Source organism: Mycobacteroides chelonae (assembly GCF_016767715.1).
GTDB classification, from domain to species: domain Bacteria; phylum Actinomycetota; class Actinomycetes; order Mycobacteriales; family Mycobacteriaceae; genus Mycobacterium; species Mycobacterium gwanakae.
Map to the genome: position 1 here is coordinate 2,943,656 of NZ_CP050145.1, position 15,256 is coordinate 2,958,911.

Genomic DNA, 15,256 nt, shown 5'->3' on the forward strand with positions numbered 1-15,256 from the left:
GTTAGGCGGCCGACGTCACCCGATAAACGTCGTAGACGCCCTCGACGTTGCGCACCACGTTGAGAACGTGGCCCAGATGCTTGGGGTCGCCCATCTCAAATGTGAAGCGGCTGATGGCCACGCGATCATTCGAAGTGGTCACCGAGGCCGACAGGATGTTCACCCGTTCGTCGGCCAGGGCGCGCGTCACATCGGAGAGCAACCGGTGCCGGTCCAGCGCCTCCACCTGGATGGCGACCAGGAAGACCGAGGACGCCGACGGCGCCCAATTCACTTCGATGATCCGTTCCGATTGCTGCTGCAGAGATTCGGCGTTGGTGCAGTCGGTACGGTGCACGCTGACTCCCCCGCCGCGCGTGACGAATCCAAGGATCTGGTCCCCGGGCACCGGGGTGCAGCATTTCGCGAGCTTGGTCAGCACACCCGGTGCGCCCGGGACGGCCACGCCCACATCATCGGAACGCCGCTGGCGAATCGGCATGGTCGACGGTGTGGACCGTTCGGCCAGTTCCTCTTCAGCACTGTCCACACCACCGAGCTGAGCGACCAGTCGCTGCACGACATGCCGCGCCGACACATGCCCCTCGCCCACCGCGGTGTAGAGCTGCGAGGTGTCCTGGTAGCGCAGCTCGCGGGCCAGCGAGGCCATACCTTCGCCATTGACCAAGCGCTGCAACGGAAGTCCACCACGGCGCACCTCACGCGCGATCGCGTCCTTACCGGCCTCGAGCGCCTCTTCGCGGCGCTCCTTTGCGAACCACTGCCGGATCTTCGCCTTGGCGCGCGGCGACACCACAAAGGTCTGCCAGTCGCGTGAGGGACCGGCGTTGGCGGCCTTCGAGGTGAAGACCTCCACCACTTCCCCGTTTTCGAGCTTGCGCTCCAGCGCCACCAGCCGTCCGTTGACCCGGGCGCCGATGCAGCGATGTCCCACCTCGGTATGCACCGCGTACGCGAAGTCGACGGGGGTCGATCCGGCGGGCAAGGTGATGACATCACCCTTGGGGGTGAAGACGAATATCTCCTGCACCGCCAGGTCGTAGCGCAACGATTCCAGGAACTCGCCCGGGTCGGCGGCCTCACGCTGCCAGTCGAGCAGCTGACGCATCCACGCCATATCGTCGATCTCGGCCGCCGCATGTGACTGCGGTACCGCGTTGCGGCCCTTAGCTTCCTTGTACCGCCAGTGCGCGGCAATGCCGTACTCGGCGGTACGGTGCATATCGCGGGTACGGATCTGCACCTCCAGCGGCTTCCCCTCGGGGCCCACGACAGTGGTGTGCAAGGACTGGTAAACACCGAAACGCGGCTGGGCGATGTAATCCTTGAACCGGCCCGCCATCGGCTGCCACAGGGAGTGGACCACGCCGACCGCGGCGTAACAGTCACGAATCTCGTCGCACAGAATCCGCACACCCACCAGGTCGTGGATATCGTCGAAGTCACGGCCCTTGACGATCATCTTCTGATAGATCGACCAGTAATGCTTGGGTCGCCCCTCAACGGTGGCACTGATTCGCGAACCATTGAGCGTGGCAACGATTTCCGCGCGCACCTTGGCCAGATAGGTATCGCGCGACGGTGCCCGGTCGGCGACTAGCCGCACGATCTCCTCGTACTTCTTGGGGTGCAGAATCGCGAAGGACAGATCTTCGAGCTCCCACTTGACCGTGGCCATACCCAGGCGATGCGCCAGTGGGGCAATGACTTCGAGCGTCTCGCGGGCCTTGCGCGCCTGCTTCTCGGGCGGCAGGAACCGCATGGTGCGCATGTTGTGCAGCCGGTCGGCGACCTTGATCACCAGCACTCGAGGGTCACGTGCCATCGCGATGATCATCTTGCGGATGGTTTCGCCCTCGGCCGCGTTGCCCAGCACCACTTTGTCGAGCTTGGTCACGCCGTCGACCAGGTGGGCGACTTCGGTGCCGAATTCGGTGGTCAGCTGCTCCAGGCTGTAGCCGGTGTCCTCGACGGTGTCATGCAGGATCGCGGCAACCAGTGTGGTGGTGTCCATGCCCAGCTCCGCCAGGATGTTGGCCACGGCGATCGGGTGGGTGATGTAGGGATCGCCCGACTTGCGGAACTGTTCGGCGTGCCGGCTCTCTGCCACCTCGTATGCGCGCTGCAGCACCGAACGGTCGGCCTTGGGGTAGAACTCGCGATGGACGGCAAGCAGCGGTTCCAGGACCGGGCTGACGGCGCCACGCTGGGCTGTCATCCGGCGGGCCAGCCGGGCCCGCACCCGGCGCGAAGCACTCATGGTGCCGCTGACCCGCAGCGAATCCGAGGTCGGTGTGGCTGGATCGCTCACGACAGGCAGGGATTCGACCGCGACCTGATTCTCGCTGGGCGCTTGCTCGTCAGCCACGGTTCACCTCCTACCGCCTAGATTAACGCTCAGATCACACGGAGCGCAGTTAATGGCAGCGGCGCCACGACCGCACGGCCGCCCAGACCAGCGAGTTCCAGAACAACACCGGCGCTGACAACCTCTGCTCCGGCGGTGCTCAAGAGCTTCACTGTCGCCGCGAGCGTGCCCCCGGTCGCCAGCACATCATCGATGATCGCCACGCGGTGGCCGGTCAGGTCCACCCCGTCAGCGGGAATCTCCAGCGCCGCGGTGCCGTACTCGAGTTCATAGGTCTGAGAATGCACCGGCGGCGGCAACTTTCCGGCCTTGCGTACCGCCAGGACGCCTACCCCGAGGCGAATCGCCACGGCCGCGCCGAGCAGGAAGCCCCTGGCGTCGATACCGGCGATGAGCGTGGCACCCGAGGCCGCCTGCGCCAACGCATCGGTGACCTGTGAGAGGCCATCGGCGTCGGCGAACAACGGCGTCAGATCCTTGAACTGGACCCCGGGCTCGGGGAAGTCGGCGACCTTCCGGGTCAGCCCGTCGATGAGCGCCGTCACGGCGTCGGCCGAGGTCACGCGGGCAACACCCAACGGTCCATGTTCCAGCCGGTGCCCCACCGGGTGACGCTCGGGGTGGCGGCGTACATCGTCTTGGGTGCGATCAGTACGCGCGGCTGCCGGTACAGCGGCAGCGTCGGCAGGTCATTCCACAAAATCGCCGAAGCATCGGCGAGCAGCCTGCTCTGATCCCGGGCGTTGGTGGTCACCGCCAAGGCAGCGATGATGCCGTCGATCTGGCCGTTGGCATAGTTCGCCGGGTTCTTCCCCTCGCGGGAACGCAGGGCGTACGCATCCATGAGCCACGAACCCGTCGATCCACTTCCGGGGGCTCCGCCGATGGAGCTGAGCAGCGCATCAATCTGGTTGTTCCGCAACGACTGTGGGGTGATCTCGGGCGAGCTGACGTCCTGCACGGTGATTCCGGCGGGTTCGCAGGCCTGCGCCATGGCGGAGACGATGGCCGCGCGGCGCGGGTTGGGCGCCTGGTATCCCACCCGGACCGTCAGCGGACGATTGGCCGCGGCAGCGCGGGCCGCGACGGGGTCCGAACGCATGAACCGTCCCGCCTCGGCGGCGGCCTCCACCGAGGCGAACGAGTCCCCGATGCTGGTATCCAGTCGCGCATTCATCACCGGCACCCCGGCGATTCCCGCGATGGCATCGCGCGGAGTGCACAGTGCGACCGCCCGGCGCAGGTCGGGAGCTCCGACCGATCCCCCGGCGCCGAAGATGAGTTGTTCCACACCGGAACCGGGCTCCTCGGTACGCGCGAACCCGTCAGGCGCGGTGAGCGTCCCGGCTGATCCGGCAGCGACGTCGACAACCTCGAGATCACCGTCGGACAGCCGCTTTTGCACGTCGATCCCGCTGGGCCACACCGTGACCCGCTTGGTCACCGGCGGGCTCCCCCACCACTTGTCGTTGGCGACAAGCACAACCGAACCATCGTCGTTGTATCCGTCGAGCTTGTAGGGCCCTGACGAGGGGAACTTCGAGAGGTCCAGATCGGAGCCCAGATTCCACTGGTTGTTCCAGAACTCGGCGATCTTCTGCAGTGTCGGAACGTCATTGGCGGAGATGGCGCCGATCAGGTCCGCGCCCCCACCGAGCTTGTCGGCGATCACATGCCACGGCAACATCGTGGTGGCGGCGAACAACTGGGTCCAGTCGGTGAAGGCTCGATCCGGCGCGAAGGTCACCCGGGCGGTCTTCTGTCCGGGCTTGCAATCCACCGTGGAGATGTCGGCGTATCCCGCCGTGCTTGCCGCATCGAAGTCGGGCAGCCTGCCGGATTGCGCGAACCAGGACAGCACCATGTCTTCACAGGTCACCGGCTTGCCGTCGGAGTAGACGGCCTTTTCGTTGATGGTGTAGTCGAGCACCAGCGGAATGCGGCCGACGACCTCGACGCTGCCGAAGTCGTGATCAGCGATCACCTGACCGTCAGGTCCGTGAAAGCCGAACCCGGTGAGCACTCGATTGAAGGCCTGTGCCCCCGCCGAGGCATTCCCCGCGACACTGTTGACGTTGTACGTCGTCAGGCGGCCATCGACGGCGTAGTCAAGCGTTTTCGCCGCCGAGGTCCAACACGAGGTCAGCAACCCCGCCGCCAGTAGCACCGTGGTCGCGATGGCGCCGATTCGAGCGATCCGTCTTGCCCCGGTCCGTGCTGGACTCCGTGAATCCATCAGTGCCGCCGTACGTTCCGCTTACCTTGAGGGCGGGCGCCGGGCCTGGGTTTCGCTGGTCGCACCGTGGTTGTCGAGGTGTCGGAGGTAGCCAATGCCGCTGCCTTGACCGTCTTGGTTCCCGAGCCGGTATCGGCCAGGGGCGCGGCGTCCGGCTTGCGGCGGCTCAGCACCTTCTTGGTGTGGCTCGCCACCAGCTCAGTGCGCTCACGCAATGCCACCAACAGCGGGGTCGCGAAGAAGATGGACGAATACGTGCCCACCAGGATGCCGACAAGCTGAACCAGCGCAAGGTCTTTCAGCGTGCCCACCCCCAGCAGCCAAATGGCCACCACGATGAGCGAGAGCACCGGGATCACCGAGATGAGGCTGGTGTTGATGGAGCGCATGAAGGTCTGGTTCACGGCCAGGTTGGCGTGCTCGGCGAAGGTACGCCGCGACGTGTGCTGGAATCCGTGCGTATTTTCCTCGACCTTGTCGAACACGATCACGGTGTCGTACAAGGAGAATCCGAGGATCGTGAGCAGACCGATCACCGTCGCCGGGGTGACCTCGAAGCCCACCAGCGAGTACACACCCGCGGTGACCAGCAGGTCGAATACCAGCGCGGCCAGTGCGGCGATGGCCATGTAGCGCTCGTAACGTACGGCAATGTAGATACCGGACAGCACCAGGAACACACCCAGCGCCCACAGCGCCTTGTTGGTGATCTGTCCGCCCCAGGTTTCCGATACCGCCGAATCGCTGATGGCGTTGATGGACGGCTTGCCGTCAGATCCCTTGGGCGCGAACCGATCGAAGAGCGCCTTGTGGAGCTTCGTCGATTCCTCGTTGTCGAGTGTCTCGGTGCGAATCTGAATCGAGGCCGAGTCACCGGTTCCCGTGACGACGATCGATTCGGCATCGCGGCCCAGTGTTTGACTGAAGACGTCCTCGGTCTGCTGGACGGTGGCCTGGCCCTTCGGGAACGACACCTTGGTGCCGCCCTCGAAGTCGATACCGAAGACGAATCCCTTGATCGCGATCGACAAGATCGCGACCACCATGAACGCGCCACTGATCGCGAACCACAGGGTGCGCTTGCCGACGACGTCGACGGCACCGGTTCCGGTGTACAGCCGATAGAAGAACCCGTGTTCTGGTGCCGCAGTGGTGGTTTCCACCGCGCTGGACTTGGCGTCCGTCGCGGTGGCCTTGTCCGTGCCGTCCACGACGTCCTTTTCGGTCCCGTTGCCGTTGCTCACGGTGTCGTTGCTGGTGCTCATGCGTGTGCCGCCGCCTTACGTTCGCGGGCAATCTGCTGGACCGCGCCGAGCCCGTTGTACACGGGCTTGGACAGGGTCGCGGACTTGGAGGACAGGTAGACAAGCGGCCACGTCACCAGGAACACCACCACGACGTCCAGGATGGTGGTGAGGCCCAGGGTGAACGCGAAGCCCTTCACCTGCCCGATGGCCAGGGCGTAGAGCACCACGGCGGCCAGCAGGGTCACCGCGTTGCCCGACAGGATCGTCTTACGGGCACGAGCCCAACCGCGCGGCACCGCCGAACGGTAGGAACGGCCTTCTCGTATCTCATCTTTGATGCGCTCGAAGAACACCACGAAGGAGTCCGCGGTGGTGCCGATGCCGATGATCAAACCGGCGATGCCGGCCAGGTCCAGGGTGTACGAGATGTACCGGCCCAGCAGGACCAGGATGGCGAACACCATGGCGCCGGAGGCGACCAGGGACAGCGCGGTCAGGATGCCGAGCACGCGGTAATAGATCAGTGAGTACAGCAGCACAATCGCCAACCCGATGGCGCCCGCGATCAGACCGGCCTTGAGCGAGGTCAATCCGAGTGTGGCTGAAACGGTTTCGGCATCGGAGGATTCAAACGACAGTGGCAGTGAACCGTACTTGAGCGCCGCGGCGAGCTGCTTGGCCGAGTCCGACGTGAACTGCCCGCTGATTTCGGTCTTGCCGCCCGGGATGGGTTCGCGGATGGCCGGAGCGCTGATCACCTTGGAGTCCAACGTGAATGCCGTTTGGGTGCCCTGCTGCCAATGCGCAGAGGTGTAGTCCGCCCAGACCTTCGCGCCGGTCGGCTTGAATTCCATGCTCACCACATAGATACCGCGCTGCTGGTCGAGTCCGGAACTGGCGTCCTTGATCTCTTCCCCGCTGATGATCGACTTGTCCAGCAGGTAGGCGGCCTTGCCACCCTGGCTGTCGTCACCGCAGGTGACCAACGGAAGGTTCGGATCGTCGTTGCCCGCGAGCGGGTCATCGGGGTCGAAGCAGCGCGAGGACTGAACCTGCAGGGCCAGCATCTGGATCCGCGGATCCTCGCTCTGCCTGATCTGCTTCTCGAAGTCGATCAGTTGCTTGCGTTCCTCGCCGCTACCCGGCTTGGGCGGCAGATCGGCGGGCGGAGCCGCCGGAGACGTTGTGGCATTCGGCGTCGCGGGCTGCGTCGCCGGTGCTGGCGGCGGAGGTGGCGGCATCGTGGTGGTTTGCGCCGGATACGGACGAGGCTGCGGTTTCGGTGAAGGCGCCGCGGGTGCGGGCTTGCCACCGCCGGGCTCCGGTGGTGTCGCCTCCTGGCCGGCGCCGCCCGGCTGACCGCCCTGTGGGGCCCCGGGCTGGGGATTCTCCCTGGGCTGCGCCGGCACCATCTGAATGACGGGCCGGATGTAGAGCTTGGCGGTCTGACCGAGGTTGCGGGCCTCGCTGCCGTCGTTACCCGGCACGGTGATGACGAGGTTGTCGCCATCGATGATGACCTCGGACCCGGAGACGCCGAGTCCGTTGACGCGCGCATTGATGATCTGCTGCGCCTGCGTCAGTGCTTCCTTGGTCGGCTTGGAACCGTCAGGGGTGCGCGCCGTCAGCGTGACGCGGGTTCCACCCTGCAGGTCGATACCGAGCTTGGGTTTGGCGTGCTTGTCGCCGGTCAGGAACACCAGCAGGTAAGCGCCAATCAGCAACACCAGGAAGGCAGCTAGATAACGCGCGGGGTGCACAGGGGCCGATGGCGAGGCCACGTGTCCGGTCTCCTTGCTTGTCGAGGGCGGGTCGGGAGGCTTTCAGGGGTGAGTAACGGCGGAGCCGTTACTCCTTGGTCAGCTCGACCCCGGAGCTCTCGACGTCGCGCGATGCCTCGCCAGCGGTGTCATCGGCGTCCTCGGCCTCATCGACGATCTTGTCGCGGATTGCGAGCTTCATCCAGCGCGTCACGACACCCGGCGCGATCTCCAGGTCCACGGTGTCGTCGGTGACGGCGGCGATGGTGCCCTGCAGGCCGGAGGTGGTGTGCACCCGGTCACCGATCGCCAGGGACTCGTGAAGCTCGATGGTGGCGTCCAGAGCTTTGCGCTGCCGCCGGTTCGCGAAGAAGAGGAACGCGCCCATAACGAGGATGAGCGGCAAAAAGACGATGATCGATTCCATGGCGGCTTTCGGGATTCTTTCCGTTGGGTCTTCACGAGGTCAGGCAGGGTCTGCGTGAAACAAGCACGCGACAAGTCACCAGTGTGCCATCCGACTCTGTGGAATTGACGCGAACCCCGGACCTGCGCGTCCTGGACTCAAGCGTCCTCTCAATCGAACAGCCCGGCCTGCCCCAGCACTTGCGGCGGCGGGGTGAGACCCAGATGCGTCCACGCCAACGCCGTGGCCACCCGCCCGCGCGGCGTTCGCGCGAGCATCCCGGCGCGCACCAGGAACGGCTCGCATACCTCTTCGACGGTGGTCGACTCCTCCCCGACGGCCACCGCCAAGGTCGACAGCCCCACCGGCCCGCCGCCGAAGCTGCGGGTCAGCGCGGAAAGCACCGCCCGGTCCAGGCGATCCAGCCCGAGTTCGTCCACGTCGTAGACCTCTAGAGCGGACTTCGCAACGTCCACGGTGATGACGCCGTCGGCACGCACTTCCGCATAGTCACGGACCCGGCGCAACAATCGGTTGGCGATGCGCGGGGTGCCGCGCGAACGCCGGGCAATCTCCACGCCCGCGTCGGCTCCCAGCTCAATGCCGAGGATTCCGGCCGATCGGGCGAGCACGAGTTCGAGCTCTTCGGACTCGTAGAAGTCCATGTGCGCCGTGAATCCGAAGCGATCACGTAGCGGCCCGGTCAGCGACCCCGAACGGGTTGTCGCGCCGACCAACGTGAAGGGCGCCACCTCCAGGGGGATGGACGTCGCACCGGGGCCCTTGCCAACGACGATGTCGACCCGGAAGTCCTCCATGGCCAGGTACAGCATTTCCTCGGCGGGCCGGGCGATGCGGTGAATCTCGTCGATGAAGAGCACATCGTTTTCGACCAGATTGCTCAGCATCGCCGCTAGGTCACCCGCCCGCTCCAGCGCCGGGCCCGAGGTCACCCGCAGCGAAGAGCCCAGCTCGGCGGCGATGATCATCGCCAGCGAGGTCTTCCCCAGCCCAGGCGGTCCGGACAGCAGGATGTGATCGGGAGTACCGCCGCGATTTTTCGCACCGGACAACACCAGATCCAGCTGCTCACGCACCCGCGGCTGGCCGATGAACTCCCGCAGCGACTTGGGCCGAAGTCCGGCGTCGATATCGTTCTCCCCGACGGTGAGCGCACCAGACAGCTCGGGACCGGCATCGAAGTCGTCCTCCGCGCCATCAAACTCGTCGAAGCGGCTCATCGTGTCTTACCCAGTAACGTCAGCGCCGACCGCAGCACGGTCGAGGTGTCTCCCTCGGAATTGTCTTGAGCCAGAACGGTATCGGTGGCCTGTTCGGCTTGTTTGGCGGCGAATCCGAGGCCGATGAGGGCCTCGACGACCTGGGTGCGCACCAACGATGCGGTACCCCGGCCCAGCTCGGTGGTGCCACCGGGAGCCGCCGCCACCTTCTCGCGCAGCTCCAGCACCATGCGCTCGGCGCCACGCTTGCCGATCCCCGGCACCCGGGTCAGCGCATTGACATCACCATCGGCCAGCGCCTGGCGCAGGGCCGACGCGTCGTAGACCGCGAGCGTGGCCATCGCGATCTTGGGCCCCACGCCGGAGACACCGAGCAGCGTCAGGAACAGGTCGCGGGCATCTGTATCTGTGAAGCCGTACAACGTCATCGAGTCCTCGCGCACGATCATCGCCGTGATCAGCCGCACCTGGGCGCCGCGCCGAAGCGTCGACAGCGTGGCCGGGGTGGCGTTGACGCGGTATCCGACTCCGGCGGCCTCGATCACCACATGATCGAGCGCGATGTCGATGACCTCGCCATTGACCGAAGCAATCATCGGGCTACCGCCTTCATCCGGGCCGCGAAGGCTTTCCGCTGCTCTTCGGCGGCGGCCTCCGCTTTCGCCATTCTCGCCAGCATGGGCGCACGCCAGCAGTGACAGATTGCCAGGGCCAGGGCGTCGGCCGCGTCGGCGGGCTTCGGCGCCGTCTGCAACTGCAGGATGCGCGTGATCATTGCGGTCACCTGGGATTTATCTGCCCGGCCATTGCCGGTGACGGCCGCCTTGACCTCCGACGGGGTATGGAAATACACCTCGATGCCCCGCTTTGCGGCACTGAGCGCGACTATTCCGCCCGCTTGGGCGGTACCCATCACGGTCGACACGTTCTGCTGAGCGAAGACGCGCTCGATGGCCACCACGTCGGGACGGTGGGTGTCCATCCAATGCTCGACGACCTCACTGATCGCCAAAAGCCGTTGCGGCAGAGGCTGATTGGCCGGAGTGCGCACGACGTCGACATCCAGGGCCACCACCTTGCGACCCGAGGATGCCTCGACCATGGACAGACCACACCGGGTGAGCCCCGGGTCGACTCCCATCACTCGCACGCGCCAGCCCTCTCGCCGTAGAACAGTTGTTCGATAGCATATCGAGAGAGATCACCCATTCGGCATAGCAACACGCGAGGGCTCTGCAAATGTCAACATCCGTTGGCCTAAGCTCAGCGCATGTCTACCGAACCTCGGCGATCGGACGCCACTCGCGCGGCCATCCTCGAGGCCGCCCAGGAACACTTCGCGGGCGTCGGCTACGAGAAGGCAACCATACGGGCCATCGCCGCAACTGCGGGCATCGACCCGTCCCTGGTCATGCGCTACTACGGCAACAAGGCCAAACTGTTCACCGCCGCGGCCAACTTCGACATACATTTTCCCGAAGAACTAGCCGAGATTCCGCGTGATCAACTCGGAGCGAGCTTGGTCCAGCACTTCCTTACCCAATGGGAAGCCGACGACACCATGGTCGCGTTGCTACGGGCCGCGGTGTCCCACGAGTCCGCACGGGCGCGCATGGAGGAGATTTTTAGCTGCCAGATGGTTCCGGTCATCGAGTCATTGACCGCGGATCGGGCCATGGAACGCGCGGCGCTGATCGGTACCCAAATGATCGGCCTAGCGATGTGCCGTTACGTCATCCGGCTCGGCAACGTACCCGCGATGACGCACGAACAGATCATCGAACTCATCGCGCCGACCATCCAGGCTTACCTAGATTGCGACTGCGATTGCGAGGCGCCTTAACGCGCGCTCTCGGGCTGCGTCCACGGGCTCAGCCGTGGCACCCACCGCGGTACGTGCTGTGCGTACTCCGCATAGTCGCGGCCGAACCGCCGCAGCAGGCCGCGCTCTTCGACCAGCGGGAAGTAGATCGCGTTGACGGCCACGAAAACGGCCGCGTAGATCAGCAATCCCATGGAGTTCACCGCCAGCGCCTCACCCAACAGAATGGCGATGACGCCGGTGATCATGGGGTTGCGCATGTGGCGGTACGGGCCAAGCACGACGAGACGTACTGGAGGATCGAAGGGCGCCAGGGAGCCCTTGCCGGTCTGATGGAAGAGCATGACGGTGCGCGTCACCAGGAACAGGCCGGCGGCCACCAGCAGGGTCCCGATCACCGTCGCCGTCATCGACATCTGATCCGACATCCACGACGGCACCTGCATGCCGGATCCGTAGAGGATCACCAACGGGATCAGAACCGTCACGGTGACCGGCAGCGCGAGAACCGCGCGCGCAGTGCGCCACAGGGTTGTCGTTTCAGGCGCCGGGGCGACTGTTTGTGTGGCCATGACGGGCCTCCCCTCACTCGTGGATGTCTTATATGTACGCCTGCTTGACATTCAAGTCAACAGATGTTGACCAACAGTTGTTGACGTCACAGTAACGCCGTCCAGTGACATTTGATTCCCGGCCATCGGCACGATTCGGGCCCGCCGTCTGGGTCCGATTACTGTCGTCGGAGTGTCTGTCGGAAAACTGCCCAGCGAGAAAACGGTTCAGTGGTGGCCTCCCCTCGGCGTGATCTTGATGCTGATACTCGGGTTCTCCGTGGGGAAAGGCTCAACGCCGTTCGACAGGTGGTTTTTCGATGCGACCCAGGTCGCGTTCGGGGTGCAGCCACGCTGGCTGCTGTTCTTCACCGATTGGGTGTTCCTGGTTCCGGTGCTCGTGGTGTGCATCGGGTTCGAGCTGTATCGGCGGCGTTGGCGGGTCGCGACAGTTGTCCTCGTCTGCCCCTTCATCGCGAACTGGACCACCCAGGCCACCAAGATGCTCGTCGGGCGCGAGAAGGGCGGATACCTCGCGTATCCCAGCGGCCACACCACTTTCGTGGTGGCCGTGACGGGGATGCTGGTGCTGGTCGCCGGCGGAGCCCTCTGGGCATACATCGCGGCCGCGATTGTCAGCATGCTCGGACTACTCGGGCAGGTCGCCTGCGGGTATCACTACTTCACCGACACCATCGGTGCCGTCCTGGTCACCACCGCGGTCGTGACCCTGGCGTTCTGGGCTGCAGGTCAGTCTTCGTCGAGCGCGGCGAGCACCTCGTCGGACAAATCCACGTTGGTGTAGACGTTCTGCACGTCGTCGCTGTCTTCCAGTGCGTCGACCAGTTTGAACACCTTGCGGGCGGTGTCGACATCGACCGGCACGCTCATCGACGGCTGGAAGCTGGCCTCCGCCGACTCGTAGTCGATCCCGGCCTCTTGCAGTGACTGACGGACCGCGATCAAGTCGGTGGGCTCGGAGATGACTTCGAAGGTCTCGCCCAGGTCGTTGACCTCCTCGGCGCCCGCCTCCAGTACGGCCGTGAGCACGTCGTCCTCGGACAGACCGTTCTTCTCCAGCGTCACAACACCCTTGCGAGAGAACAGGTACGACACCGATCCCGGATCGGCCATGCTGCCACCGTTGCGGGTCATCGCGACCCGAACCTCACCGGCAGCGCGGTTGCGGTTGTCACTCAGGCACTCGATAAGCACCGCGACGCCGTTGGGGCCATAGCCCTCGTACATGATGGTCTGCCAGTCGGCGCCACCGGCTTCCTCGCCGGCACCGCGCTTGCGGGCCCGCTCGATGTTGTCGTTGGGCACCGAGGTCTTCTTGGCCTTCTGGATGGCGTCATAGAGCGTCGGGTTGCCAGCCGGGTCTCCGCCACCGGTACGCGCGGCGACCTCGATGTTCTTGATCAGCTTGGCGAACTCTTTGCCACGGCGCGCGTCTTTGACGGCCTTCTGATGCTTGGTGGTGGCCCACTTGGAATGGCCGCTCATGTACCCGTGTACTACTTTCTCTAGGTTCTGTCGCACTTCTGCGCTGCCCGAGTGTACTCGCGCACCTAGGGTGAATCACATGACTGTCCTGGTAGCCGACCCGATTGTCGACACTGTCCTGGACCGATACGCGTCAACCGTCGGAGACAGCCTCACCGATTACCGCAATCATCTGTACAGGGGCATGAACTACCAGCTCCGTCTTCTCGGCATGACGCAGGCGCCGCCCGAGATCGCGCTGGCGTGGGCGACGCACGATATCGGCATCTGGACGGCGGGGACCTGGGACTATCTGGATCCCTCGGTGGCACTCGCCGAGCAGCTGGCACCGGAGTTCGGTATCACCGATATCGATCGTCTCAAGGCAATGGTGGCCGACCACCACAAGCTCAGGTCGGCCGACGATCTATGGGTCGAGACCTTCCGGCTGGGCGATCGGATCGATGCTTTCCGCGGCCTGTACGCCTGGACCGGACTGGAACGTGCCGATGTGCGCGAGGTGGTCGAGGCACTCCCCTACGGCGGATTTCACGGATTCTTATTGCGAACCGCCGGAAAGTGGACGCTCAAGCACCCGTCACGCCCGATGCCCATGCTGCGCTGGTAACCACCGCGTCGAGTGCATACCGCACGCAGATGAATCGAGCAGAATCGCTGCGCCTGGTATGCGCTCGGCGTCAGGCCCCGCGCACCATGTCGACGAACAGCTGGTGCACTCGCCGGTCTCCGGTGACCTCGGGGTGAAACGACGTCGCCAACGCGCTGCCCTGCCGCACCGCGACCGGATGCCCTTGCGCGGTGGCCAGCACCTCGACATCGGTGCCGACCCGCTCCACCCACGGCGCCCTGATGAACACCGCGTGCAGCCCACCATCGAGCCCCACGAAATCCAGATCACCCTCGAATGAGTCCACCTGGCGCCCGAACGCATTGCGCCGCACCGTCATATCGATCGCGCCCAGCGCCACCGCATCCGGGCGGGTATCGAGTATCTCGCTAGCCAGCAGAATCATGCCCGCGCAGGATCCGTAAACCGGCAGACCACCACGCAGACGCTCGGTGAGCGGGTCCAGCAGTTCGAACACGCGCAGCAAGTTGCTCATGGTGGTCGACTCCCCGCCGGGAATGACCAGCCCGTCTATCTTGGAGAGTTCCTCGGGACGGCGCACGCCAAGCGCGTCCGCACCCGAATCTTCCAGAGCAGCAACATGTTCCCTGACATCACCCTGTAATGCCAGCACGCCGATCAACGGGCTCACGCCATGTTCCCCTTGGCGATCGACGCCTCGTCGGGGTTGCGCTCGTACCGGGTCAGCCCCTCCTGTACCACCGCCGCGACCATCCGGCCCTCGCGATCGAAAATCCGGCCCTGAGTCAGCGCCCGTCCGTATCCGGCCGACGGCGACGTCTCGTCGTACAGCAGCCATTCATCGGCACGGAACGGACGCAGGAACCACAGCGCGTGATCCAGGGACGCGGTCTGCAGTACCGCGTCGCGGTGCGGCACCTTGGAAGAGCTCAGCAGCGTCAGATCGCTCATGTAGGCCAGCGCGCAGATGTGCAGCACCGGATCATCGGGAAGCTGCTTGCGGCAGCGGAACCACACCCGCTGCTGCGCGGCCAGCCGCGGGTTCCGGTCCATCAGCTCGTCGGGGACGATCCGGATGTCCCATTCGGCGAACTGCCGGAAGAGATCGTGACTGAACGACCCCTCCGCGTCCTGCACATCGGGCAGGTCCTCGGGGGCCGGGACGGGCGGCATCAGATCCTGATGCTCAATGCCGGTGTCCAGCGTCTGGAAGGAGGCCGACATGCTGAAGATCGCCTGCCCGTCCTGGATCGCAGTGACCCGGCGGGTGCTGAACGAGCGGCCGTCGCGTACCCGATCAACGAGAAACACAGTGGGCTCGTTGGGATTTCCGGGCCGCAGGAAGTATCCGTGCAGGGAATGCACCAGGTACTGAGGCTCGACGGTGCGGACGGCCGAGACCAACGATTGCCCCGCAACCTGGCCACCGAAGGTGCGGCGCAGGCTGCTCGGGGTCACGTTTCCTCGGAAGATGTCCTTTTCGAGCTGCTCGAGCGTCAGGATCTCTTCGATATCGGCCATCAGATGGTT

15 protein-coding genes and 1 pseudogene are annotated in these 15,256 nt (G+C 65.0%); 3 read left to right on the top strand and 13 right to left on the bottom strand.

Going from position 1 to position 15,256, the window contains the following annotated elements:
- Position 1 precedes the first annotated feature (1 nt).
- The 9 genes from HBA99_RS14445 to ruvC form a co-directional block, all read right to left on the bottom strand.
- Entirely contained in the window at positions 2 to 2,368 is a 2,367-nt protein-coding gene (locus HBA99_RS14445; RefSeq protein WP_030093606.1) for a RelA/SpoT family protein, read from the bottom strand.
- Positions 2,369 to 2,397: 29 nt separating this feature from the next.
- Positions 2,398 to 2,931, bottom strand: coding sequence for an adenine phosphoribosyltransferase (locus HBA99_RS14450; protein ID WP_057966938.1), 534 nt, complete (start codon positions 2,929 to 2,931; stop codon positions 2,398 to 2,400).
- A complete protein-coding gene (locus HBA99_RS14455; RefSeq protein ID WP_070931188.1) occupies positions 2,928 to 4,604 on the bottom strand; it encodes an ABC transporter substrate-binding protein in 1,677 nt (558 codons plus the stop codon). Before HBA99_RS14455 ends, HBA99_RS14450 begins: the two co-directional genes overlap by 4 nt.
- Complete coding sequence (gene secF / locus HBA99_RS14460; RefSeq protein WP_070931402.1) at positions 4,604 to 5,848, bottom strand: protein translocase subunit SecF; 1,245 nt, start codon at positions 5,846 to 5,848, stop codon at positions 4,604 to 4,606. Before secF ends, HBA99_RS14455 begins: the two co-directional genes overlap by 1 nt.
- 17 nt (positions 5,849 to 5,865) lie before the next feature.
- On the bottom strand, positions 5,866 to 7,632 hold the full coding sequence (gene secD, locus HBA99_RS14465) for a protein translocase subunit SecD (RefSeq protein ID WP_057966936.1): 1,767 nt from the start codon (positions 7,630 to 7,632) through the stop codon (positions 5,866 to 5,868).
- 67 nt (positions 7,633 to 7,699) lie between these two features.
- Entirely contained in the window at positions 7,700 to 8,038 is a 339-nt protein-coding gene (gene yajC, locus HBA99_RS14470) for a preprotein translocase subunit YajC (protein ID WP_030093611.1), read from the bottom strand.
- Positions 8,039 to 8,187: 149 nt separating this feature from the next.
- On the bottom strand, positions 8,188 to 9,258 hold the full coding sequence (ruvB, locus tag HBA99_RS14475; RefSeq protein WP_070952608.1) for a Holliday junction branch migration DNA helicase RuvB: 1,071 nt from the start codon (positions 9,256 to 9,258) through the stop codon (positions 8,188 to 8,190).
- The gene (gene ruvA, locus HBA99_RS14480; protein WP_046253950.1) at positions 9,255 to 9,854 is read right to left on the bottom strand and encodes a Holliday junction branch migration protein RuvA; all 600 of its coding nucleotides are present in this window, start codon (positions 9,852 to 9,854) and stop codon (positions 9,255 to 9,257) included. Before ruvA ends, ruvB begins: the two co-directional genes overlap by 4 nt.
- Positions 9,851 to 10,408: a crossover junction endodeoxyribonuclease RuvC gene (ruvC, locus tag HBA99_RS14485; RefSeq protein ID WP_044103943.1), complete on the bottom strand. Its 558-nt coding sequence runs from the start codon at positions 10,406 to 10,408 to the stop codon at positions 9,851 to 9,853. Before ruvC ends, ruvA begins: the two co-directional genes overlap by 4 nt.
- 120 nt (positions 10,409 to 10,528) lie before the next feature.
- Between ruvC and HBA99_RS14490 the strand changes: the two genes are divergently transcribed.
- Positions 10,529 to 11,101 carry a TetR/AcrR family transcriptional regulator gene (locus tag HBA99_RS14490; RefSeq protein ID WP_030093615.1) on the top strand — a complete coding sequence of 191 codons (573 nt, stop codon included), beginning with the start codon at positions 10,529 to 10,531 and terminating at the stop codon, positions 11,099 to 11,101.
- 89 nt (positions 11,102 to 11,190) lie between these two features.
- On the opposite strand, the pseudogene HBA99_RS14495 reads toward HBA99_RS14490, so the two are convergent.
- Positions 11,191 to 11,652, bottom strand: a pseudogene (locus HBA99_RS14495) (methyltransferase family protein); the annotation flags it as partial.
- Between the two features lie 172 nt (positions 11,653 to 11,824).
- On the opposite strand from HBA99_RS14495, the gene HBA99_RS14500 reads away from it, so the two are divergent.
- A complete protein-coding gene (locus HBA99_RS14500; protein WP_109398735.1) occupies positions 11,825 to 12,436 on the top strand; it encodes a phosphatase PAP2 family protein in 612 nt (203 codons plus the stop codon).
- Here HBA99_RS14500 and HBA99_RS14505 read toward each other — a convergent pair.
- A complete protein-coding gene (locus tag HBA99_RS14505) occupies positions 12,382 to 13,137 on the bottom strand; it encodes a YebC/PmpR family DNA-binding transcriptional regulator (protein WP_030093618.1) in 756 nt (251 codons plus the stop codon). The two genes, HBA99_RS14500 and HBA99_RS14505, sit on opposite strands and share 55 nt — an antisense overlap.
- Before the next feature lie 79 nt (positions 13,138 to 13,216).
- Between HBA99_RS14505 and HBA99_RS14510 the strand changes: the two genes are divergently transcribed.
- Positions 13,217 to 13,744, top strand: coding sequence for a hypothetical protein (locus tag HBA99_RS14510; protein ID WP_057965990.1), 528 nt, complete (start codon positions 13,217 to 13,219; stop codon positions 13,742 to 13,744).
- 70 nt (positions 13,745 to 13,814) lie between these two features.
- On the opposite strand, the gene pdxT is transcribed toward HBA99_RS14510, so the two are convergent.
- Complete coding sequence (pdxT, locus tag HBA99_RS14515; protein ID WP_064410340.1) at positions 13,815 to 14,384, bottom strand: pyridoxal 5'-phosphate synthase glutaminase subunit PdxT; 570 nt, start codon at positions 14,382 to 14,384, stop codon at positions 13,815 to 13,817.
- Positions 14,385 to 14,392: 8 nt separating this feature from the next.
- Positions 14,393 to 15,247 carry an acyl-CoA thioesterase gene (locus tag HBA99_RS14520; RefSeq protein ID WP_030093621.1) on the bottom strand — a complete coding sequence of 285 codons (855 nt, stop codon included), beginning with the start codon at positions 15,245 to 15,247 and terminating at the stop codon, positions 14,393 to 14,395.
- Between the last annotated feature and the right edge of the window lie 9 nt (positions 15,248 to 15,256).

Excerpts from the sequence above, each read along its gene's own strand:
- HBA99_RS14455 (WP_070931188.1), bottom strand. The coding sequence starts at position 4,604 with ATGGATTCACGGAGTCCAGCACGGACCGGGGCAAGACGGATCGCTCGA.
- yajC (WP_030093611.1), bottom strand. The coding sequence starts at position 8,038 with ATGGAATCGATCATCGTCTTTTTGCCGCTCATCCTCGTTATGGGCGCG.
- ruvB (WP_070952608.1), bottom strand. The coding sequence starts at position 9,258 with ATGAGCCGCTTCGACGAGTTTGATGGCGCGGAGGACGACTTCGATGCC.
- HBA99_RS14520 (WP_030093621.1), bottom strand. The coding sequence starts at position 15,247 with ATGGCCGATATCGAAGAGATCCTGACGCTCGAGCAGCTCGAAAAGGAC.
- HBA99_RS14490 (WP_030093615.1), top strand. The coding sequence starts at position 10,529 with ATGTCTACCGAACCTCGGCGATCGGACGCCACTCGCGCGGCCATCCTC.
- HBA99_RS14505 (WP_030093618.1), bottom strand. The coding sequence starts at position 13,137 with ATGAGCGGCCATTCCAAGTGGGCCACCACCAAGCATCAGAAGGCCGTC.
- HBA99_RS14510 (WP_057965990.1), top strand. The coding sequence starts at position 13,217 with ATGACTGTCCTGGTAGCCGACCCGATTGTCGACACTGTCCTGGACCGA.
- ruvA (WP_046253950.1), bottom strand. The coding sequence starts at position 9,854 with ATGATTGCTTCGGTCAATGGCGAGGTCATCGACATCGCGCTCGATCAT.